The following is a 20,081-nucleotide window of genomic DNA, read 5'->3' as shown; positions in this document are numbered from 1 at the left end:
GATGTGGAGACGCGATCGGGCAGGCCACGCATATACTCGACGAGTTTTTCGCCCTCCAACAAACTCGGCAGCCGCAGCATGAGTTTCGAGTCCGTCCTGGATGCCGTCGCCGAGTTTCTCAAGACCCGAAAGAGGGTCACCTACGGCCTGCTGCAACGCGAATTCCACCTCGATCGCGAGGCACTGGCCGACCTCAAGAACGAACTGATCCTGGGCCGACGCGTGGCTGTCGACGAAGACGGTCTCGTGCTTGTCTGGCGCCCGCCGGTGGAAGAAGCGCCGGCCGAGCGCCGCCAGCTCACCGTGATGTTTTGCGACCTCGTCGGCTCGACGATGCTGTCGTCCCGCCTCGATCCCGAAGACCTGCGCGACATCGTGCGCAGCTATCACGACGAATGCGCCGCGGTCCTGCGTCCGCTCGGGGGCCATGTGGCGCAGTTCCTGGGCGACGGCATCCTGACCTATTTCGGCTACCCAGTGACCAACGAGGACGACGCAGAGCGTGCCGTGCAAGCGGGCTTGTCGATCGTGCAAACGGTGCTTCGTCTCAGCAACCGGCTCGGACCGCGCGTGGCGGGCGGTCTGGCGGTGCGGGTCGGTATTCATACCGGGCTCGTGGTGGTCGGCGGGCTCGGCGATGCACGCAATCCAAGCAGATTGGCTTTGGGCGAGGCGCCGAACCTTGCCGCTCACATTCAGGGCGTGGCCGAACCAAACACGGTGCTGGTGAGCCAGGCCACGCTCGATCTGTTGCCGTTGCGCTTTGTCATCGACGATCTCGGCCCTGTGGTTCTCAAGGACCCGGCGAATCCCGTGCGACTGGCCCGGGTCGTCGGCCAGCTCGACGCGAACAATCGACGCTTCGCTCGTCCGCAACTCGAAGATCCGGCCGGGCACCTGAGCACCTTGCAGGATGCGTGGAAGACCGTGTGCGGCGGCCAAGGGTATTCGATCAGCTTGATCGGAGAGGCCGGCCTTGGAAAGACGCGTCTGGCGGATGAACTCTGCGCCCATGTGGAGGCGAACGGAGGCAGCGTGCAAGTGTTGCGCTGCTCGGCCTTCCATCGTCAAAGCGCGCTGCATCCGGTGGCTCGTCAACTGCTGCTGCGCGCGGGGCTGAACCCCGACGCGCCCGGCGACGACGTGCTGCCTCGGCTCGATGTCCTGCTCAAGGCAGACGGCATCGACCGCCCCGACGCCATGAGACTGCTGGCCGCTTTGACGGGGCCGGGATTCTCCACCGCGGCGAATGCTCCGGAAACGGCGCCTCCGGTGCTCATGCGATCGCTGCAGACGCTGCTGCTCGATGCGTTGCGTGCCGCCGCTCGGGAACGCGCAGCCCTGATGGTCTGGGAAGACGTCCACTGGGCCGATCCCTCGACCCTCGCGGTATTGAAGCTGTTGCTGGAAGGGCCGCCGCAACCCGGCTTGCTGATCCTCCTGACGGCCCGGCCGGACTTCGTGCCGGCGTGGAGCGATTCGACCACCTCGGCCACTGTGACCCTCGATCGCATGGATGGCCCTCATATCCGCCATCTGATCGAGCAGGTGGCCGAAAACCATGCGTTGCCGCCTGCGCTGGTCGAACGCATTGCCGGCATCGCGGAGGGTGTTCCGCTGTACGCGGAGCAAATCACGCGTTCGGTGATCGATTCGGTCATCAGCACGATGAGCATCGAGGTTCCGGCGAGCCTGCATGCGTCGCTGATGGCTCGCCTGGATCGCATGGGCCCGGCGAAGTCGGTGGCACAGACTGCTGCGCTGCTCGGGCGCGAATTCTCGACCGACCTGCTGGGCGCCGTCTGCGGCATCAGCCCTGCGGACATGACGCGGGTGCTCGCGCATCTGACGGCAGGTGACATCCTGCAGGCCATACCGGACTCGGTGCCCCAGCGCTACACGTTCCGCCATGCGCTCTTGCAGGCGGAGGCTGGCGATTCGCTGCTGCGAAGTGCCCGGCAGGAGGTACATCGACGCATTGCCGAGGTGCTGCAGGAGCGTTTTGCGAACACCGTCGAGGTCGAGCCCGAGACCCTTGCCCGCCATCTCACGGGCGCCGGCCAGATCCGCCCGGCGATCGCGCAATGGCAGCTTGCAGGCGAACATTCGCTCGCGTGCTCGGCGGTGCGTGAAGGGTTGTCGCATCTGCAGGAAGGCATGAATCTGTTGTCGGCGCTGGAGCCTGGGCTGGAACGCGACAAGCTCGAATTGAAGCTGCAGATTCCGCTGGCCAGCGCCTTGCGTGCGTTGCAAGGCGTCGGCGCACCGGCGACGGGCGCGGCCTACGAGAGGGCGAGTGCGCTGGCGCGCCAGCTCGGCGACCAGCGCCGGCTGATTCCTGCGCTCAACGGTTTGTATTCATACCACCTGGTGAGCGCGCAGTACGTGGCCGCGCTCGATTCCGCACGGTCGCTCCTCGACGTGGCGCGCGCGAACGGCGATGGCATGTTCGAGATGATTGGTCTGCGTGCAGTGGGTGCGGTGGCCTTGCACGTCGGTGATCCGGCGACGGCTGCGACCCATCTTGAACGATCGCTGGCGCTGTACGAGCCTGAAAGGCATGCGTCGATCGCGATGCAACTCGGCATCGATCACAAGGTCATGACGTCGAACTTCCTGGCGCTCACGCGACTGGTGCAGGGGCACTCCGATGCCGCGCTTCAGGTGCAGCGCGAAGGGCTCGAGTGGGCCGACCACATCGATCATGCCCACAGCATCGCGCAAGCCCTTGTTTTCTATTGCCTGTTGCTGTCGGTGCACGAGGACTGGACCCATGTTCCGGCGCTTGCGGAGCGCACGATCGAGGTGGGCGTCAAGCGCGGCTTTCCGGTGATGGAAAGCGGCGGGCGTTTCTTCCTCGGTGCGGCGCGTGCCTTTGACGGCGATCTCGAAGCAGGGTTGAAAACCATGCGCGAAAGTTCGGTGCAATGGTGGGCCAGCGGTATTCGCAACTACCGGCCTTTCTCCGAACTGCTGCTTGCGCGAGCGCACGCCAAGTGCGGCGAGACGGATGCGGCGCGAACGTTCCTGGATGCTGCGCGCAGCGGTATCGAATCGACAGGCGAGCGCTGGATCGAAGCTGAAATGTGGCGCGTGCGGGGTGAACTGCTTCCCGACGCGCCCGAGTCGGATTTGAAACGCGCGCTCGCCGTGGCGCGAGCGCAGAAAGCGACGGCTTTCGAGCAGCGCGCGCTGCGCTCACTGGCCGCCTGCGGATTCGCTTGATCGCTCGCCCGCGGGCACGATCAGGCCCTGCCGCCAGAGCATCGGCCAGACCGTCGTCGTGCTGTTCTCTCCAAAGCGCCGATGCCATGTGTCGAGCAGATCGCGCAGCAGCGGCTTCGATGCCAGCGGTGAGAGCCAGTCTGTCACGGGTTGCCCGGCCAGGAAGGCGATCGGCGAATCCAGCGTTGGATGCTGCAAGGCGTCGGCCGGGCTGATCCAGCCGTCCACCAGCGCGGGCTCGCGGGCGCAGCGGGCGTGCGCATCGAGTGCGAGGCGTTCGTCGAGCCCTGGCCAGGGGCGTTTCGCTTCATACGTGGCGCGGGCCGGTGCGGCGCGGCTCGTCCAGAAGGCGTCCGGGTGCCGCTCGGCTGCTTCGGCGTAGTAGCCTCCTGCGAGCCGCGCATGCCAGCGCATCGCCCGCTGTGCCTGCACGCGATGAAAGGCCCACGCGATGGCCGCATCGTCGGGTCGCCGTAGCGCGGTCCGCACGCACGCGGCCGCTTGCACGGCAGAGCGCATTGCTGCAGCGACGCCTTGCGAAGACAGAGGATCGATCGTGAATGCGGCTTCGCCGATGCGCAGCAGTCCGGGCTCCGGTGCCGCATCGGCCGTCGCGCCGGGCGTCGCATCGCAGGCCGTCACCGCTGCGTGTTCGCGGGCGGCGAGCAGGTCCGCCAGGAGGGGCGAGGCGGCGATCAAGCGTCGATAAAGCTGCATGCGTTCCGCGGGGTGGAGTCCGGCGCATCGCCGCGCGTCGACGAACGCTGCGGCGGTGATGCTGCCGTCGGACAAGGGAAGAGCCCAGCACCATGACGATGCGCTCGCTTGCACGCGAGTGCGCGGATCCGCTGGCAGGGCGCCGGCCCAGTTGGCGCACAGGGCCACCGTGCGCGGGCTTTCGATCGAATGACGATGAGCCCGGCGCCCGCGCGCATCGATCACCACCGCGCATCGGACAACGCCACCTCCGCGCAACGGCACGTGCCAGTGTGAATCAACGCGAATGGGCGCCTCGGCAGTGGCAGGGATGACCTGCACACCGACCGCTCGGGCGCCGTCGAGCAGCAGCGCATCGAAGCGCTCGCGGTCTGCCTGGAGGCCGGGCTCTGCGGCTTGGCTCTGCGCCATTGGCGGTGCACTGTCGTCCCAATGAACGAGAGCGCCGCGCGTGCGGAGAAAGCCGGCATTTTCGATCCGGGTGTGCAACCCGAGCGAGGCGAGCAACGGCAGCACCGACGGCGGCAAGGATTCGCCGCGCCGCATCGGCAACCGGCTTTGCACTGGTCGATTCACGAGCACTACACGATGCCCCACCTGGGCCAGGCGCAGCGCAGCGGCCGACCCCGCAGGACCGCCGCCGATCACGCAGACCTCAGCGGAAAAAGCCGGGTCGTTGCTCTGAGATACGTACATACGCTCGCAGGCAGTGGTCGAGCCAGCCGCGAATGAAATCGCAGGCCACTCGTCCGCGATGCAGCACTTCATGATGGCAGCCGCCGCCGCACAGATAGCGCGCCCAGCAACTGCGACAGGGTTCCTGCCGATCGACGTGGCGCGTGGCCAGCCAGTGGCTGCGCGCCTCGTCGTCGACAACGTCGTAGACGCTGCCCATCGCCGCGCGCGGATCATCGACGAAGCGGTGGCACGCGCTCAGTTCGCCATCGGCCGCGACGCCGAGATAGCCCGCGCCGGCACCGCAGGGCAACGGTCGGTGCGTTCCGCGGTGGATTTCCTGCATGGCCGACAGCATGTTGGAGAACGGGTAGTGGTCGCCCGCCAGTGAGCGCCGCTCGAACTCGTCGGCACAGTCGATCATCTGCGCGAGCAGTGCATCGAGGTCGCCGGCACTCAGTTGCAATGAAGGGTCGCGTGCGCTCAGGCTCGGCGAGACACCGACGGTATGGAATCCGAGGGCCATCAGATGCTCGATCGTCGCGCGCAAGGCGTGATGCCGCGGCGTGACCGTCACGCGCGCCGTCACCTGCATGGGCGAACGACCGTGCAACGGCTTTTCACCCTGCCGTGCAAGCAGCGTCGGCAGGCGCGCCACGATGCGGTCGTAGCTGCCGGCGCCGCCCAGCGTGGGGCGCAATGCATCGTGCAGGTCTTTTTCGCCGTCGATGCTGACGGTCACCGCAAACCCGTGGGCGGCAAGGAAAGCGGCATCTTCGGCATTCAGCATTGTCGCATTGGTCGTGAGCGCGAGGCGCAGCGTTTGACCTTTTGCGGCAGTGCGCTCCGTCGCGTACTCCGTGGCTTGGCGTAGCACCGCGCGATTGAGCAGCGGCTCACCGCCGAGAAAGGCGATCTTGGCGGTCGCGCCTGGCGCCACGCCTTCGAGGAGTTGATCGATGGCGGCGCGCGCCGTCTCCCAGGGCATGTGCTTGGCTTCGCCGCCGAAGCTGCCGCCGTCGGCATAGCAGTAGCCGCAACCGAGGTTGCAGTGCTCCGAAACGGCGAGCGCGATCGCATTGACCGGTGGCGTGTCGATGGTGTCGGTGATGGCTTGGGGTTGTTCCAGTCCGTAGGCCGCGAGGAACCGGTGTTCGGCTGGCGCACCACCTTGCCGTGCCGCATCCATAAGCCTTGCGGCGAAATCCGCCGGCACATCGTAGACACGCGATGCGTCCACCACAAGGGCATGTGTGCCGTGCTCGGTCTCGAAGCAGTGCGCCTCGGCCGGCCCCGTCTGCGCGCGAGCGCGTCGGCCGATTGCGGACACGGGCACGGTGATGGTGGTCATGGCACGTCGAAGAAGGGAATGCCGATGCCGCGCGCCGCCAGTGCCAAGGCTTCGGTGCGCAGGTTGTCCATGGCCAGGCGTGATCGGTTGATTGCGCCTTGCGCTTCGTCGAATCGCCTGTCCGCCTCGGCGATGTAGGCGGTGCGCAGCTCGCTCAGCAAGGCAGCGAGCAAGTCCAGCGCCACGCGGGCTTCGTCACGTGTGCCTGTCCTGACATCCAGCAGGTAGGGCGACGGGCCGGATGCATTGCGATAGGTCTGCAGCGTCGACCGCACGTCGCGGAAGCGTGCGTAATGCTGTGTGCCGTCGGTATCGATTCGGACGGCGAGTTCGTACAGCTCGCGCGGGTAGATGTCCTGTTCTAGGGTCGCGACGCAGCGTGCGTAGGCGGTGTCCAGCGGCCCGCCCGGTCGTTCGATGCGGACGAAGTCGTCCAGTGCCTGCATGTCGAGCGGGCGCAGCGCCGGCAGCTCGATGCCGAGAATCCGGGTCGGCGACGCGAACGGTTCGAGAACGGGCTCGTAGTGCTCGCCTTGCGGGTAGAAGCCGGCTCGGTCGAGTTCCCAGAGCAACTGGTTGGCCCAGCGCAGATGGGTCATTTCGCTCACCGCGACGAGCGTGACGAACTGGCGTGCAGTGTTCAGGTCTGCAGCCAGCGTGGGCCAGGGTGCCTGCGGCGTGCCGGGCTTCGGCGCTGCAGGCGGGTCCTTCAGCGAGAAGAGGCCGTAGAGGTATTGGTAGGCGAGCGTCAGCTCCAGAGGCGCGAGCCGCGTGCGCAGGTCGGCGACCATCTCCTGCGGGGTGGCATAGGGCTTTGCGGCCGGGGCGATGGGCGGGTGGTATGAATCGCCCACTTCGCGGCCACCGATGACGTACGCGAGGTCTTGCCATCGATGGTTGATTTCGAAGTGATCGAGTTGCGCCGGCCGCGCCGCAGCGCGGGATGCCGGCGCGCCGACCGCCCCCGCCGGACTGCGATCGCGCCGCAGCCAGTCGAGCCAAAGCACTGAATCGGTCGCGCCCGTTGGCGAGCCGTCCGGCAGGCTTTGGCCGTCGCCTTCGCCGAGCACCACGTCCGGATGATTGGAGGCCCAGTAGTAGCAGGCGCAATCGCGGAAGTCGTGCTGCCAGGGATTGCACATTGCGCCGGTCAACTCGCCAGGCGGGTATGCGGCATCGATCACGCCGTTTTGCGTGGTGTAGCGGCGGCGATATCCCTCGAGTTCGACGGGTGCCTGGCCGGCCGGGCCGTCCCGCTGCACCAGCGCAATCTTCAATGGCTCGTCGGGTGCAAGGCAGCGGATAAAGCGCCAGATCAGTTCGCCGTCGTAGGCGTTGCCTTGTGCGTCGTGGCATGCGATGCGTGTGCCGCCCTGCTCGATCCAGTGCAGATACCAGCGTCCCGCGCTCAATGCGATGCCGGTGTCGCCCTGGTATGTGTCGAGCAGCTTTTGCACCCAGGGCTCGTCGCTGCGCTCCGGCAGCATCGGGTCGGCTTCGTAGTCCAGGTACTTCAGGTGGATGCCGGCCTGGTTGGGAATGGCGCCCGCCACGGGAGCGACGGGCGCCGCGACCACCCAGAAGAGCAGGCCGGGGAAGAAGCGTCCTTCAAGTGCGCGCACGTCCAGTTCGAGCCCTGGAAAGCAGTTGGCGACCGCCGAATCGATGCGAGAGGTCGCCGGGTTGCCAATCACGGCTGCACGGGCGGTGCGATTGCGGGGCTGGATGGAATCGCTCATGGGGTCGTCTCCTCAGCCGCAAGCAGATCGAGGAAGTCGATCATCATGTGGTACTGCCGCCGCGAGAGCGACAAGGGCACGTAGTAGGCGTCGCGCATGTACGGAGGCATGCGCATGTCATGCAGCACGTCGCGAAGCACGCGCGGGTCTCGGAACTCGGGATGGGGCTGGGGGCCGGGCGCTTCGTCCCATTGGGACAGAAGCCCGAAGGGCGGCCGCAGCAGTTTGCGAACATGGTCGTGGCGGCGGCGCAGGAAGTCGAGCAGCACGACCTCGTCCATCAACTGCCCATGCACGAACGGAACGACCTCGGTGTAGGTCAGCCGATCGCCCCGAACGCTGGTGGTGAACACCGAGACCGCCTGTCCGGGCGTCAGGTCCGGCACGCGATCGACGTAGGGCTTGTCTTCGCGCGTCATGCTTTCCTTGCCGACGGCGGGCAGTCCTTGCTTGGGGACATCCGTTGATCCGATCCTGGCCTGGTTGTCCTGCAAGGCCTCTGTGCGCGCGGCATCGAGGTTGAGCGAACTTGCCGTCTCGAAAACGCGCCGGAACAACTCGACGACTTCGGCCTTCACCGCATCGAAGTTCTCGCGAGTGACCTTCATCAAGGGGAGGTCACGGTCGGCGAGGTCTGACGCGACGTCGTAGAACGGCCGACGGTCAGGTGCGTATTGGGGTGGTCCGACGAACACGCGCGCCGCCGCTCCGTAGCGGGTGCCGCGCCATGCGACCGAGGCTGTGATCAGCGCATCGCAGGTGTCGTCCACCACGCCCCAGGCCACGCTGTCGCCTTCGTCCGCACCGTCGTAGCCGTCCTGCGGCTGAGGATCTTCGAACAGCCCATTGGTCATCTGATAGCGCGAGAAGACGGTGGCTCCGCTCAGGATGCGGTTCTTCGCCTTGACGATCATGTGAACCCGGCCGTCTTCCTTTTTGGAGAACTCTTCCACGTCGAGCGGCCCGGTCACAGTCTGGCGGTCGGGCCCGTAGGCTGCCTGTGGCGGTCCGTAGACCTCGCCGGTCGCGGGTGTGAAGCGCAGCCGCAAGGTCGACAGGTCGACCCCGTCGATCGCTTGTTCGATGGGCCGTATCCATTGCACCTTGCCGACGGGAATCGGCTTGTCGTGAAGCACCAGCGGTTGCTGGCCAGACGTATGGCGGCTGAAGGCGAGCAGCGCGCGTTCGCTGTGATCGCGTCCGGCGATCTCGACGCGGGCGGTGAATCCGCAGGCATCGTCGCCGGTGCGCCGGGCAGCCTTGAGGTTTGAGGCCGTCACTTCGAGCGCGAGGTGGTCCAAACCGATGCCGAGTTCTTTCAGCAAGCACAGGGTCAACGGGTGCTCTTCGAGTTCTCCATCGTCAGGGCGCATCAGCGTCGCCCACAACTCGAAGAAGGGAGCGACCGGACGAATAGAGCCATCCACCTCTCTGAAGCGAATTTCGCTGGGCATGTATGGGCGCAGGCTTCCGTCAGGGGCGATGTCGAAGCTCAGCGCGGGCTCAATGACCGTCTGCGTGCCGCCGTGCGCAGTCTTGGCCGTGGCCCATTCGAAGGCGGCCATCGGCGTCGGGCTGGCGCCAACGCGGGCGACTGCCATGGGTGGGTTGAAGAAGATCTTGACCAGGGTGCGCATCGCATGCTCCTTCGAGTCTCAAGTCGACGATGGCGGAATCGGTGGAGGCCCCCATGGCACCGGCACGATCGGACCGCCCGCCGGGGCAGGCCAGCGGCTGCCCGGCTCGGGGCTGACACTCTGCGCGTATCGGAACGTGTTGTCAGGATCGTACTTTCGCTTGATCGAAAGCAGACGCGGAAACTGCTCTGCCCAATAGCGTTGGCGGTAGTCGGTCTGGCTCAGGCGCGGATAGTTCTGGTAGGACTCTCCGTTGCCCATTGGGTCGAGCAGCGCCATGAAGTCGTCCAGATAAGGCTGCACCTTCAGACGCTGCGGCTCGTCCATCCAGAAAACGTCGACGAAGAGGTTCATGTCCGCCTGGCGATGCACGAAAGCCGTGGCGTCGCGGGCGACCCGGTTGATGGCACCGCCATAAGGCTCGATGGCGACTGCGGTCCACGGATTCGGGCTCTCGGTGAAGCGCTTGCAGATCCTGCGCCATTCCGCAATCGTGAGACGTCGCGCAATGTTGGTGGATTGCTTGTCCTCGCGCGCCAGATCGGGGCAGGGTGGGACGTTCTCGAACAGCCAGTCGTTGAGTTCGAAATAGCTGCCGACCTTCTGAAGCTTGAGCGTGGCACCCGTGTTGTCCAGCAGGGGCTTGAGCGCCTTCTTGCCCTGAGCCGCCGAGCCCCAGTAGGTGCCTCGCATCACCAGCACGGGGTCGAGTTTGGCGCCCAGGCGAACCAACGCGCCCATGTAGCCGAGCTCGGGCGGGGCGCCGCTTTGCATGTAGCCGTCCTGCAGTGCGGCCAGGGCGGCAGGCGCCTTGTCGATCGGCCATTCCAGGCCAAACCCCCATAGCGGCGGCAGGTCACGCAATTGATAGGTCACCTGAAGCAGGATGCCGAAGTTGTTGCCCGTCCCGCCGCGCATGGCCCAGAACAGATCGGGATTGCTATCGTCTGCCGCGCGCACGATGCGCCCGTCGGCCAGCATGACGAGCATCTCCAGCACGTTGTCGCAGTTCATCCCGAAGAGCCGCGAAGTCAACCCGAAGCCGCCGCCCTGCATGAAGCCCGCCACGCAGACATCGCCACAGATGCCGGTCGGCACGTGAAGCTTGTAGTCCGCCAACGTCGCGTTGAGATGCCCCCAGTTGGTGCCCGGCCCGACCACCGCAATCTTTCGATCGGGGTCGACGTAGATCCCGTTCAAGTGGCTGGTGTCGATGACCATGCCGTCGTTCATGCTGAAGCCAGCCGTGCTGTGGCCGCCTGAACGAGTGGTGGTCCACAAGCCGTATTTACGCGCGAATTGCAGGCATTCCCAGACGTCCTGGAACACCTCGCAATACGCGATCAGTTGTGGAAAGCTCTGGAATGCCAGGTTCGAAAGTTGCCTGGACGCCGCATAGGGCGAGTCGGACGGCAGCACGATCTGCCCCTGCAGCCTTGCCTGCAGTTCCTTCGCGGCGCTGCTGTCGAACGGGGCCGGATAGGCGGACATCGCCTCGGCCCAGCCATGAATTCGCTCTCGCCGAGCGACTTGCTTGCGACTCATTCGCCACATGGAATTCTCCTCGTCGGCCGGCGGGCGGCGCGATTGTGTTTATGTTCTTGCGCGTTTGTTGCGAAAAGGCTTGTAGCAGCGAAGCGGAGGGCAGGCAAGCTCCGCTTTGGGGTTGTCGTGGCGGCCACGTCCGAGCAATGGCAGAGCGCAGTAGTATTCCGCGCAGAGGAGTTTCGTGACCCACCGATGAGTTCCGCCAATGAACGCTTGCCGCAAGGCCTGCTCGACGCCATTTCCCCGCACGGATTGATCCGGGCCTTTCCGCCGCAGGCGATCCTGATCAACGAAGGGGACACCACCGATTCGCTCTATATCGTGCTGAGCGGTCGCGTGAAGGTCTACGCGAGTTCGGAGGACGGGCGCGAGGTCGTCCTGACGGAGTACGGGCCGGGTGAATACTTCGGCGAACTCGCGATCGACGGTGAGAAGCGTTCGGCGTCGATCAAGGCGCTGGAAGCCTGCACGTGTCGCGTGGTGCAAGGGACCGAGTTGCGACAGTTTCTGGCAGAGCACCCGGATTTCGCGCTGCACCTCACCCGCAAGCTCATCCGCATGGTGCGTCGCCTGACCGAACAGGTGCGCAGCATGGCGCTGCAGGATGTCTATGGACGGATGGTTCGCGTATTGACAGATCTTTCGGACGAACTCGGAGAAGAACGCGTGATGCGCCGCAAGCTGACCCAGCAGGACATCGCCGATCGCGTGGGTTCGTCGCGCGAGATGGTGAACCGTGTCATGAAGGAACTCACCGCCGGGGGCTACGTGGGGCAGCGCGACGGCCGGATCGTGATCTTGCGCAAGCTGCCGGCGGCCTGGTAGATGAGCATGTCGATTCTTGTTGCCGGCCTTGTTCTCTTTCTTGGCGTGCATTCGGTGTCCATCTTTGCGCCTGGCTGGCGCCAGGCGCGGATCGCACAGTTCGGCGAGCGCGCCTGGAAAGGTCTGTACGCGCTGGTCTCTCTCGCGGGTTTGCTGGTGCTCATCTACGGTTACGGTTTGGCCCGTCACTCGCCCGTGGTCTTGTACGCGCCACCTTTGGCACTGCGGCATGTGGCGCTCGTGCTGATGATTCCGGTGTTTCCGCTCTTCCTGGCGGCGTACCTGCCGGGCCGAATCCAGCGCACGGCCAAGCACCCCATGCTGCTTGCCGTAAAGCTCTGGGCCACGGCGCATCTGCTGGCCAATGGCACGCTCGCGGACGTGCTTCTATTCGGCGGCTTTCTGGTGTGGGCGGTGGCAGACCGGATTTCCGTCAAGCGACGCCCAATGCCGCATGCCGTGCCAACAGCTCCTTCGGGACCACTCAACGACGTCATCGCCGTCGTTGGTGGTCTTGCCGTCTATGTCGCTTTCCTGTTCTGGCTCCACGCCTGGATCACCGGCGTCTCACCGCTCGGCTAGCAAATTGCTGCAGGCCCGTCACTAGGCTCGCACGGCCTGCGCGCCATGTTCAGCCCGCTTGTCGTGACCGACAAGCAACACCAGCGCGAATGCCACCACCGACAAGAGCGCGAGGAAAAGCACCGCGTAGAAGTCGTTGCCCATCCGGTCCTTCAGGATGCCGAAGATCGTCGGGCCGATGTAGCCGCCGAGATTGCCGATCGAATTGATCCACGCGATACCGGCCGCTGCGGCAACACCGCTCAGCAATGCCGTCGGGACGGTCCAGAACACCGGCAGCGCCGTGAAGATGCCGAACGCGGCCACCGTGACGGCGGCCATTTTCGGAATTGGTGCGCTGAACTGCGCCGCAGCGACGAGGCCGAAGAAGATGCATGCAAGCGGGATCAGCAGAAACAGTTTTCGCTCACGCCGCGCATCGGACCAACGCGTCCAGAACACCATCGCGATCGCACCGACCAAGTAGGGGAACGCGTTGATGAATCCGATCTCCACATTGCTCAGGCCGCCGAAGCCCTTGATGATCTGCGGCAGGAAAAATCCCAACCCGTACAGCGGCACGGTGATGCCCATGTACACAATGCCCAGCGAAATGACCTTCCAGTTGAGCAGTGCCTGCTTCCACGAGATGTTGTGAATCGACTCGCGATGGCGTTGTTCGGCATTGAGCGTGGTCTGCAGCCAGTCGCGTTCTTCAGGCGTCAGCCACTTTGCGTCCTTGGGGCGGTCGGGCAGGTAGAACAGCACGAAGAAGGTCAACACAACTGCGGGCACCGCTTCAATGATGAAGAGCCATTGCCAGCCGTGCATGCCCCAAAAGCCGTCCATGTTGAGGATGTAGCCTGAGATGGGGGAGCCGATCACCGTCGAGATCGGAACGGCAAACATGAACCAGCCCACGATGCGGGCGCGGTAGGCGGCGGGAAACCAAAGGGTGAGATAGAAGATGACGCCGGGGAAGAAACCGGCCTCGGCCATCCCGAGCAGAAAGCGGACGACGTTGAAGCTCGTCGCACCGCCCACCCATGCCTGCGCCATGGAAAGCACGCCCCAACTCAGCATGATGCGAGCGATCCATCGACGGGCGCCGAAGCGTTCGAGCGCCAGATTGCTCGGCACTTCGAACAGGAAGTAGGCGATGAAGAAGATGCCCGCCGCGTTGCCGAAGACGGTGCTCGTGAACCCCAGGTCCTTGGACATCGAGGCCCCGGCAAAGCCCAGGTTCACCCGGTCGAGATAGGCAACGAAGTAACTGACCATCAGAAGCGGCAACAGCCGCCAGCTGATTTTCGAAATGGTTCTCTGCTCCAGGGATTCCACGTTGTCTCCAGATGTTGTTGTGATGGGGCGCATCGGTGCGCGCCCGATGTTTATACATCGTCGCGGATGCACGCACTGTCTCCGCAAAGCAATCGAAGTCTTTGCCGCAGCTTTGCGATGTTTCTCATGTACTGGGATTGACGCCGTCCCTAGGATTTCGGTCGAGCGCTTGCTGAGGGAGGGAATCCGCTAACGCTCGATTGGCGCCATCAAAACATCGTGCGATTCACATCGCACCGGAGGATTCATCATGACGGCCTTCAATGCCGTAGCCCTCTCCTTGGGCTGTTTGCTTTCGCGCGCTGACAAGCGTTTTCTGCTCACGCTGCGCGTCTCCCCTCAGATGCCGCAACTCGACCTTGGTCGCACAAAACCATGAATCGTTCAGTTCGGAGGAGACGAATCGGTGTGCTTGCGTACTCATCGGGGGAACGTGAATATGCCCGCCGCGTACTGCGCTCACTCGGCTACGCGCCGCTTGTTTTCACCAACCTCGATGAACTGGCGGAGATGGGTGTCGGCGCGACTACTCTCGATATGCTTTATCTCGGCAACATGCCTGTGACGGATAGCAAAGGCCGGGAAGTTCTAGAAGGCGTTCGTGCCTCCATCGGCCCTGATGTCCCCGTACTTCACGCGGGGTTGCACCAGGACATTCGCCCCAAGAGCCGAGGAGTCTCCGCGAGTCCGCCGCGCTCCTTCAGTGACTACTACCGGCTCATCCTTTCGTTTCTGAATGCTTGCAGGTTCGAAGGCGCCCGGTCTCATCTGTCCTGGGGGAGCTATGCGTTCGATCCCTTGGGGAGAACAGTAGCTTTTGCCGGTCGAACGGTGCGGCTGGAGCCCGCTGCCTTCGACGTCGCCCTCGAGTTCTTCTTCTATGCCGGCAGGACGTTGACGACCAAGCGGTTGAAGCAGGTGATGCACTTTGAAAAAGCTGCGCTCAGGCTGAAGGACGACTATCTCGCAGGCACCATCGCTATCCTGACTACCGAGCTGTGGCTGTCTGGAGCCCATGGATGGGCTTTGGAGACGGTTGAATCGGTCGGCTATCGGCTGATCCCAGTGGATCCCGCCTCGAGCACCCCGGCCACTGAAGCAAGCTCTCGTCCACTCGCCGGCGCTGAGCTTGAAAGCCAATAGTGATATTCGGCAGAGGCCAAGTCTGAAGAATCAGGGAGAACGACTTGAACGGAAAAGAGCCATATGCCGGTCTGAAGGCGCTGTGCGGTGGAAAGCCGGAACACATCGCGGAACTGATGGACGTATTCATCCTCTCGACTTCGGACGATTTGAAGGAGATGCACCTGGCGGTCCAAATGCGACGCTACGTCGAACTGCAGCGGTTGGCGCACCGCGTGAGTTCGGCGTGTCTTCAGCTTGGCGAAATGACTGGAGTAGCCGCTCTGCGGGCAATCGAATACCTGCCCGAGGTCGAGGGGGACGGCCCTGAAAAGGTTGTTCAGCTTTTGTTTGCTTTTGCAGAATCTGAGTTGTCGGCCGTGCTTGTCCGTGCATCGGAGTTCCATTCTTCTCTACGCCCCCTGCAGGACTGATTGGATGCTGCGAACGACGGTATCAATTTGCGAAACTGAAGCGGTGTAAGCTGCCGGCGTGAAACCCCTCCAGAAACTGATCCTCTCCGGTGCTGTTGCGGTTGCCGGCCTTTGCGCCTTCGCGCCTGCAATCGCGGCGGGAGATGCGCCAACCAAGGCCAGATCCTGCCATTGGGATCGGCAAACGGGTCGCATGATTTGTCAGCGCGCCCGTTCGCCCCGCACCAACGCGCCCGCACCGGCAACAAAGCCGAAAGAAGTTGGCGCTCCAGATTCTGTTTCTCCCACATAGACAAGCACAATGCACTAGCAGGCCGATAGGTTCTCGGCGGCGGTAGAGTTTCGCCTTGAACTGGATCACGGCCAGGAGGAAAAGATGGAACCGGAAGAAGTCAATGCTCGGCTGCGTGCCCTGGAACTGAGGGCAGTCGCCCAAACAGCGGCGATCGCGGTTCTGCTCCAGGAGCAGCCCAACGCCTCCGCGAAGCTGCACTTGGTTGCGGAGCACCTCGTCGACGCGCCACCGCTGCCCTTGTCTGATGAGGATCTCGTCAAGGTGGCAGCGTACATCCAGGCCATGCTGGGCGGCCCCTGGATCGACTGACCGCGCCGGATCTTGACGGCTACCACCGCGACACGACACGACGCGGCAGTTGGCAAGGTTTGCAGCAAATGTTGCGGATGGATGCGACCATCCCTTCACCCATCGCTCTATGGCGCACGCGGGGAAGCTTTTTTTTCACAGTATTCTCGGCATGCTTCCACGAAGCGGCGCGCTGCTTGTGCGTCCGGGTCCCCGTCCGTCCAACGCACCGTCACGGTGGCGTCAGCATCGCATGACGAGAGGGCGACGCCCAGCGATCGACGGAGCGGTTCAGGTACCTGTGGCTCATCGATGAGCAGGAACGCGGCAATGCGCGCGGCCTTTGGACTCAAGGCGACGGCCTGTTCATAAAGCGAACCCATCTTCATACCGATCCGTTGCAACATGCGTGCCGGACCGCCCTCAGTCGCACATGCGCCAACCACCCATCTCCAGATGGAAATGGTTCTGATGGGCGGTGTTGTAGTCCGGCCCGAGCACGCCCTCGAAGTACGTGCATGCGCTCGAATGGACGTCGCTCAAGAACGCCGTTGGGCCGGTGCGGGATTTGGAAATTCCCGACTCCCAATCCCGTCCGACAAGAATCCGACGCCCGTGGATGGTGACGAAGCCGGATACGTCCAGCGCATCGGCTGTCGCATGGCGGCTGCGCCGTCCGCTCGCGCCGTCCTTTTCGCCGGTGTTGATGTCGCGACATGCGTAGCTTCCAAGATGCTCCAAGGACGCGATGGTGGACTGAAGATCCTTGCGCGCCGCCGGCTGGACGCCGTGGCGCTCCCACATCGCAAAGGAGAGGGCGGCGCGGCAACTCAGGATCAGTGGCGAACTCAACTTGATCTCTCGACCTTGCCGCAGACGTAGGGCGTTGTGAAAGCCGCATTCGGGACCGGTCACTTGGTCGGGCACGCGCTCATAGCGCATGCCACTTCGGCCGAGCGCTGCGAAGCAGGCTGGCGCCGAGGCACCCGCCCGGCGCAATTTGAACCCGGTCAGGAAATTCGGCGGCGCGTCGACGTCCAGTTCAGCCCAGGGGTTGAATCGGTCTGGCACTGACACAAGACCGCGATAGAGCGCGAAGCCCGCCGCAACCAGCGCAGCGACGGCGACCACAGCAATCCAGCGCGCACCGCGTGGCCTTCCTTGCTTGCCGTTCATGGTTCAGCCGGGCGAGCACGCAGCGGCCTCACGTAGTCAGGCTGAAAACATCGCTGACTGCCATCTGCGAATTCGATCGTGACCGAGATCGCATCCGCGCTGACCACCATTCCCTTGCCGTACCGCGCCACGCGCGCCGGCGTGCGCGGCGAAAAGTTCGAGTGGTGCGACTGAGCCGACGACGACGCAGGCGCCGCGGAGTCGCTGGCGGAGAGGGCGCGCTCATGGGCGGCGATCCGCAGGCAGTTGTCGCAGGTGCCGCATCGCTCGGCCAGTTCATCGCTTGCCAGTTCACGAAGCAGCACTTGCCAGCGGCACAGTCCGGTCGTTGCATAGAAGACCATTTTTTCAAGGTCGATGCGCTCCTGCTCGCGTTTGTCGCGGTAGCCGCTGAGCAGTGCGTTCACGCCGGCCTCATCGAGCAGCGGCCTCTCGCCCCAGCGCAACGAACCGTCTTCGGAACTCGCCACGAGTTCGCTGGATTTCAGCAAGCCGAGCAGCACCCGCAGTTTGCCGCCCGAAAGGTGCGCCTCTTGCTGGAGTGCCGTCGGCGACCAACCCGGCGCTTCCGCAGGCGGCGCTGCAAGAACCCGCTGAAGCATGCGCAGTTCCCCAGCTTCCGGCCATGCGCCAGCCAGGAAGAATTGCTGCACGGCTTTGTCGCGCCGCAGGTACAGCAAGGTGCAGTTTGCGGGCTGCCCGTCGCGGCCTGCGCGTCCCGACTCCTGGTAATAGGCGTCGAGGCTCGAAGGCATCTGGAAGTGCAATACGAAGCGGATATCCGGCTTGTCGATGCCCATGCCGAATGCGTTCGTCGCGACCATGACGCGCACTTCGCCCGACATGAAAGCATCCTGTGCGGCGCGCCGCTCCGGGGCGCGGCGCCTGCCGTGATACAGACCCACCGACTCGCCGGCCTCCGAGAGCGCCACGAACAGTGCTTCGGCCGCCTTGACAGTTGCCGTGTAGACGATCCCGCTTCCGCTCAGCCGTGCGACGAGTTCCAGCGCGCGCTCCAGTTTTTCCGGTTCGCTCGTCGATGCGTGGACCGAATAGCGCAGGTTGGCTCGGTATGCGCCGGTGTCGACGAGGCCTGCCCGCGGAATGTCGAGCTTTTCCATGATCTCGGAAGCCACCTCGGGCTTCGCGGTAGCCGTCAAAGCCAGCACGACCGGTTGACCGAGTGCCCGCGCCGCCGCACCGATCTCCAGATAAGCAGGCCGAAAATCATGCCCCCATTGCGAAATGCAGTGAGCTTCGTCGACAACGAGCAGCGATGTCGGGCGCTTCTGCAGCAGAGCCACGAACGATGCATCGGCCAGGCGCTCGGGCGTGCTGAAAATCACGCGCGCTTTGCCGGATTCGATCGCCAACTCCGCTGCCTCGATCTCTGACGCGCTGCATTGGCTATTCAGTTGCACGGCATGTACCCCGTGATCTCCGAGCTTTTCGCACTGATCCTTCATCAGCGCGATCAATGGCGAGATCACGACTGTCTGGCCGGGAAGAAGCAGCGCCGGCAGTTGGTAGCAAAGGGACTTGCCCGCTCCGGTCGGCATGACGGCAAGCGTTGAAAGTCCCGCCATGACGCGGTCGATCACGAGGCGTTGCCCGAGGCGCAATCTCCGATGCCCGAATGTCTCGCGCAACGCTCGTTCAAGTCGATCGTCCGTGGTGCTTCGGCGAGGCCTGGACGCTGCAGGCTTGGGTCGCGTCTTGGCTTGCGTCTTGGCTCGGGTCGACATGGCGGTCAGTGTGCGCGCCGGCGCATCGCAACTTGTGAGAGCGCGTCGATGGGCCCTGTCGGTCGGCGGCCTCCTCAAGACTTGCGGCAATGGCGGCCGACCTGAAGACTTCCTCGGGTCTCCGAACGCGGAAGTCTCCTACGCGGGCAGCACGGACGGCGGGCGAATTTGGCGCGCTCACCAGACGGGATCACGACTGAATGAACTGGCTTGCCGCCGTTGAAGGACTTGCGCGACCACGCCGCCATGGGTCCTTGCGGCGCTGGAGTGGCTTTGCCATCGTGATCGGTGGCTTGTCGATATTCGCCTGGCAGGCGTTCGAAGCGGGGATGGGGCACGATCCGCGCTTGCGGGGCGCTTTGCTCGGCGGGTTGGTCGCCGCCCTGGCAACTGCTCTCGGGACGGTCCCCGTGCTGCTGTCGCAGCAGTTTTCCCAACGGGCCTACGACACGATGCTCGGGCGCCGGCGTGATGCTGGCGGCCAGCTCGTTTTCATTGGTCATTCCGGCGCTGGCGGCGGCCAAGTCCCAGGGAGCGAGCGGTTGGGGCGCGGGCAGCATCGTGGCTGCCGGGATATTGCTCGGTGCCCTGATGCTGCTTGGCATCGATCGGGCGGTGCCTCATGAGCACTTCGTGAAGGGCGTCGAAGGCCCGGAGGCGCGCAGTCTCAAGCGCGTCTGGCTCTTCGTCCTGGCCATCGTTCTTCACAACCTTCCCGAGGGTTTGGCGATCGGGGTTGCGTTTGCCGGCACGGACACCGTCGGCGCGGTAGCGCTGACCACCGGCATTTCAATTCAGGACGTACCAGAGGGCCTGGTCGTGGCGCTCGCGCTGCGGGGCGTCGGCTATGGGCGCCTCCTCTCGGTAGTCCTCGGGGTGCTGTCCGGGTTGGTGGAGCCCGTCATGGCCGTTCTGGGCGCCGCCGTGGTCGGCGTATCGGCAAGCATGCTGCCCTGGGGCCTTGCCATGGCAGCGGGTGCCATGCTCTACGTGATCAGCCACGAGATCATTCCAGAGTCCCATCGCAAGGGGCATGAGGCCTTTGCGACGGGTGGTCTCATGCTGGGCTTTGTCGTCATGATGCTGCTGGACACGGCCCTGAGTTGAAAGAGACTATTCGTGCGACTCTCCGCCTGAGTCCACCCCGAAAGCGCGGCGAATCTCGTCCAGGGCATGTTGCGCGATGCGAACTGCCTCGTCGAGCTGCGGTACATCCTCTGCAGGCATGTCGGGCCGCGGATGCAGCGCAAACGCCAGCCTCTCGCAGGCTGCCTCCCACCGCAACTTCGCTTGCAGTTTCGCCGGCTCTCTGTCCATCGTCTTCATCTAGTTGATAGAGAAACCATCCTACTGCGCCGTGTGCTCGCTGCCCACTGATATGACGGCGCGTCCGTCTACGCTT

15 protein-coding genes and 1 pseudogene are annotated in these 20,081 nt (G+C 64.3%); 8 read left to right on the top strand and 8 right to left on the bottom strand.

The window, feature by feature from the left end; translation table 11 throughout:
• Window positions 1-78: 78 nt before the first annotated feature.
• On the top strand, window positions 79-3,225 hold the full coding sequence (locus tag AC1DEK_RS02825; RefSeq protein WP_478123668.1) for an AAA family ATPase: 3,147 nt from the start codon (window positions 79-81) through the stop codon (window positions 3,223-3,225).
• On the opposite strand, the gene qhpG is transcribed toward AC1DEK_RS02825, so the two are convergent.
• The 5 genes from qhpG to AC1DEK_RS02800 are packed head-to-tail and all read right to left on the bottom strand — an operon-like array spanning window position 3,199 to window position 10,898.
• Window positions 3,199-4,638 (bottom strand): flavin-dependent monooxygenase QhpG, encoded by a 1,440-nt coding sequence (qhpG, locus tag AC1DEK_RS02820; RefSeq protein ID WP_478123667.1) that lies wholly within the window; start codon window positions 4,636-4,638, stop codon window positions 3,199-3,201. The genes AC1DEK_RS02825 and qhpG overlap by 27 nt on opposite strands.
• Window positions 4,598-5,968: a radical SAM protein gene (locus AC1DEK_RS02815; protein ID WP_478123666.1), complete on the bottom strand. Its 1,371-nt coding sequence runs from the start codon at window positions 5,966-5,968 to the stop codon at window positions 4,598-4,600. Before AC1DEK_RS02815 ends, qhpG begins: the two co-directional genes overlap by 41 nt.
• A complete protein-coding gene (locus tag AC1DEK_RS02810; RefSeq protein ID WP_478123665.1) occupies window positions 5,965-7,707 on the bottom strand; it encodes a ferritin-like domain-containing protein in 1,743 nt (580 codons plus the stop codon). Before AC1DEK_RS02810 ends, AC1DEK_RS02815 begins: the two co-directional genes overlap by 4 nt.
• On the bottom strand, window positions 7,704-9,344 hold the full coding sequence (locus AC1DEK_RS02805) for a hypothetical protein (RefSeq protein ID WP_478123664.1): 1,641 nt from the start codon (window positions 9,342-9,344) through the stop codon (window positions 7,704-7,706). The genes AC1DEK_RS02810 and AC1DEK_RS02805 overlap by 4 nt, the downstream gene beginning before the upstream one ends.
• Window positions 9,345-9,362: 18 nt before the next feature.
• Entirely contained in the window at window positions 9,363-10,898 is a 1,536-nt protein-coding gene (locus AC1DEK_RS02800; RefSeq protein ID WP_478123663.1) for an FAD-binding oxidoreductase, read from the bottom strand.
• A gap of 186 nt (window positions 10,899-11,084) precedes the next feature.
• Between AC1DEK_RS02800 and AC1DEK_RS02795 the strand changes: the two genes are divergently transcribed.
• Both AC1DEK_RS02795 and AC1DEK_RS02790 read left to right on the top strand, forming a co-directional pair.
• The gene (locus AC1DEK_RS02795; RefSeq protein WP_478123662.1) at window positions 11,085-11,717 is read left to right on the top strand and encodes a Crp/Fnr family transcriptional regulator; all 633 of its coding nucleotides are present in this window, start codon (window positions 11,085-11,087) and stop codon (window positions 11,715-11,717) included.
• Window positions 11,718-11,723: 6 nt separating this feature from the next.
• A complete protein-coding gene (locus tag AC1DEK_RS02790) occupies window positions 11,724-12,299 on the top strand; it encodes an NnrU family protein (protein ID WP_478123661.1) in 576 nt (191 codons plus the stop codon).
• 21 nt (window positions 12,300-12,320) lie between these two features.
• Here AC1DEK_RS02790 and AC1DEK_RS02785 read toward each other — a convergent pair whose 3' ends face one another.
• Complete coding sequence (locus AC1DEK_RS02785; RefSeq protein ID WP_478123660.1) at window positions 12,321-13,619, bottom strand: MFS transporter; 1,299 nt, start codon at window positions 13,617-13,619, stop codon at window positions 12,321-12,323.
• Window positions 13,620-13,869: 250 nt separating this feature from the next.
• Between AC1DEK_RS02785 and AC1DEK_RS02780 the strand changes: the two genes are divergently transcribed.
• From AC1DEK_RS02780 to AC1DEK_RS02765, 4 genes are all read left to right on the top strand, one after another.
• On the top strand, window positions 13,870-13,998 hold the full coding sequence (locus tag AC1DEK_RS02780) for a hypothetical protein (protein WP_478123659.1): 129 nt from the start codon (window positions 13,870-13,872) through the stop codon (window positions 13,996-13,998).
• Window positions 13,995-14,762, top strand: coding sequence for a hypothetical protein (locus AC1DEK_RS02775; RefSeq protein ID WP_478123658.1), 768 nt, complete (start codon window positions 13,995-13,997; stop codon window positions 14,760-14,762). The genes AC1DEK_RS02780 and AC1DEK_RS02775 overlap by 4 nt, the downstream gene beginning before the upstream one ends.
• Before the next feature lie 44 nt (window positions 14,763-14,806).
• On the top strand, window positions 14,807-15,175 hold the full coding sequence (locus AC1DEK_RS02770) for a hypothetical protein (RefSeq protein ID WP_478123657.1): 369 nt from the start codon (window positions 14,807-14,809) through the stop codon (window positions 15,173-15,175).
• Window positions 15,176-15,551: 376 nt separating this feature from the next.
• On the top strand, window positions 15,552-15,779 hold the full coding sequence (locus AC1DEK_RS02765) for a hypothetical protein (protein ID WP_478123656.1): 228 nt from the start codon (window positions 15,552-15,554) through the stop codon (window positions 15,777-15,779).
• A 402-nt stretch (window positions 15,780-16,181) separates the two neighbouring features.
• Here the strand turns inward: AC1DEK_RS02765 and AC1DEK_RS02760 are convergent, their stop codons facing one another.
• Window positions 16,182-16,934, bottom strand: a complete 753-nt coding sequence (locus AC1DEK_RS02760; protein WP_478123655.1) for an extensin-like domain-containing protein — start codon at window positions 16,932-16,934, stop codon at window positions 16,182-16,184.
• Window positions 16,931-18,679, bottom strand: a complete 1,749-nt coding sequence (locus AC1DEK_RS02755; protein ID WP_478123654.1) for a RecQ family ATP-dependent DNA helicase — start codon at window positions 18,677-18,679, stop codon at window positions 16,931-16,933. The genes AC1DEK_RS02760 and AC1DEK_RS02755 overlap by 4 nt, the downstream gene beginning before the upstream one ends.
• A 200-nt stretch (window positions 18,680-18,879) precedes the next feature.
• On the opposite strand from AC1DEK_RS02755, the pseudogene AC1DEK_RS02750 reads away from it, so the two are divergent.
• Window positions 18,880-19,786: pseudogene (locus AC1DEK_RS02750) on the top strand (ZIP family metal transporter).
• Window positions 19,787-20,081 lie beyond the last annotated feature (295 nt).

The organism is Variovorax sp. 10N420 (assembly GCF_056394705.1).
This window is presented reverse-complemented; position numbering and strand designations above follow the sequence as displayed.

What these genes read in the sequence shown, in the direction of transcription:
- AC1DEK_RS02825 (WP_478123668.1), top strand. Translation starts at nt 79, where the DNA reads ATGAGTTTCGAGTCCGTCCTGGATGCCGTCGCCGAGTTTCTCAAGACC.
- qhpG (WP_478123667.1), bottom strand. Translation starts at nt 4,638, where the DNA reads ATGTACGTATCTCAGAGCAACGACCCGGCTTTTTCCGCTGAGGTCTGC.
- AC1DEK_RS02815 (WP_478123666.1), bottom strand. Translation starts at nt 5,968, where the DNA reads ATGACCACCATCACCGTGCCCGTGTCCGCAATCGGCCGACGCGCTCGC.
- AC1DEK_RS02810 (WP_478123665.1), bottom strand. Translation starts at nt 7,707, where the DNA reads ATGAGCGATTCCATCCAGCCCCGCAATCGCACCGCCCGTGCAGCCGTG.
- AC1DEK_RS02805 (WP_478123664.1), bottom strand. Translation starts at nt 9,344, where the DNA reads ATGCGCACCCTGGTCAAGATCTTCTTCAACCCACCCATGGCAGTCGCC.
- AC1DEK_RS02800 (WP_478123663.1), bottom strand. Translation starts at nt 10,898, where the DNA reads ATGTGGCGAATGAGTCGCAAGCAAGTCGCTCGGCGAGAGCGAATTCAT.
- AC1DEK_RS02795 (WP_478123662.1), top strand. Translation starts at nt 11,085, where the DNA reads ATGAGTTCCGCCAATGAACGCTTGCCGCAAGGCCTGCTCGACGCCATT.
- AC1DEK_RS02790 (WP_478123661.1), top strand. Translation starts at nt 11,724, where the DNA reads ATGTCGATTCTTGTTGCCGGCCTTGTTCTCTTTCTTGGCGTGCATTCG.
- AC1DEK_RS02780 (WP_478123659.1), top strand. Translation starts at nt 13,870, where the DNA reads ATGACGGCCTTCAATGCCGTAGCCCTCTCCTTGGGCTGTTTGCTTTCG.
- AC1DEK_RS02775 (WP_478123658.1), top strand. Translation starts at nt 13,995, where the DNA reads ATGAATCGTTCAGTTCGGAGGAGACGAATCGGTGTGCTTGCGTACTCA.
- AC1DEK_RS02765 (WP_478123656.1), top strand. Translation starts at nt 15,552, where the DNA reads ATGGAACCGGAAGAAGTCAATGCTCGGCTGCGTGCCCTGGAACTGAGG.
- AC1DEK_RS02760 (WP_478123655.1), bottom strand. Translation starts at nt 16,934, where the DNA reads ATGAACGGCAAGCAAGGAAGGCCACGCGGTGCGCGCTGGATTGCTGTG.
- AC1DEK_RS02755 (WP_478123654.1), bottom strand. Translation starts at nt 18,679, where the DNA reads ATGTCGACCCGAGCCAAGACGCAAGCCAAGACGCGACCCAAGCCTGCA.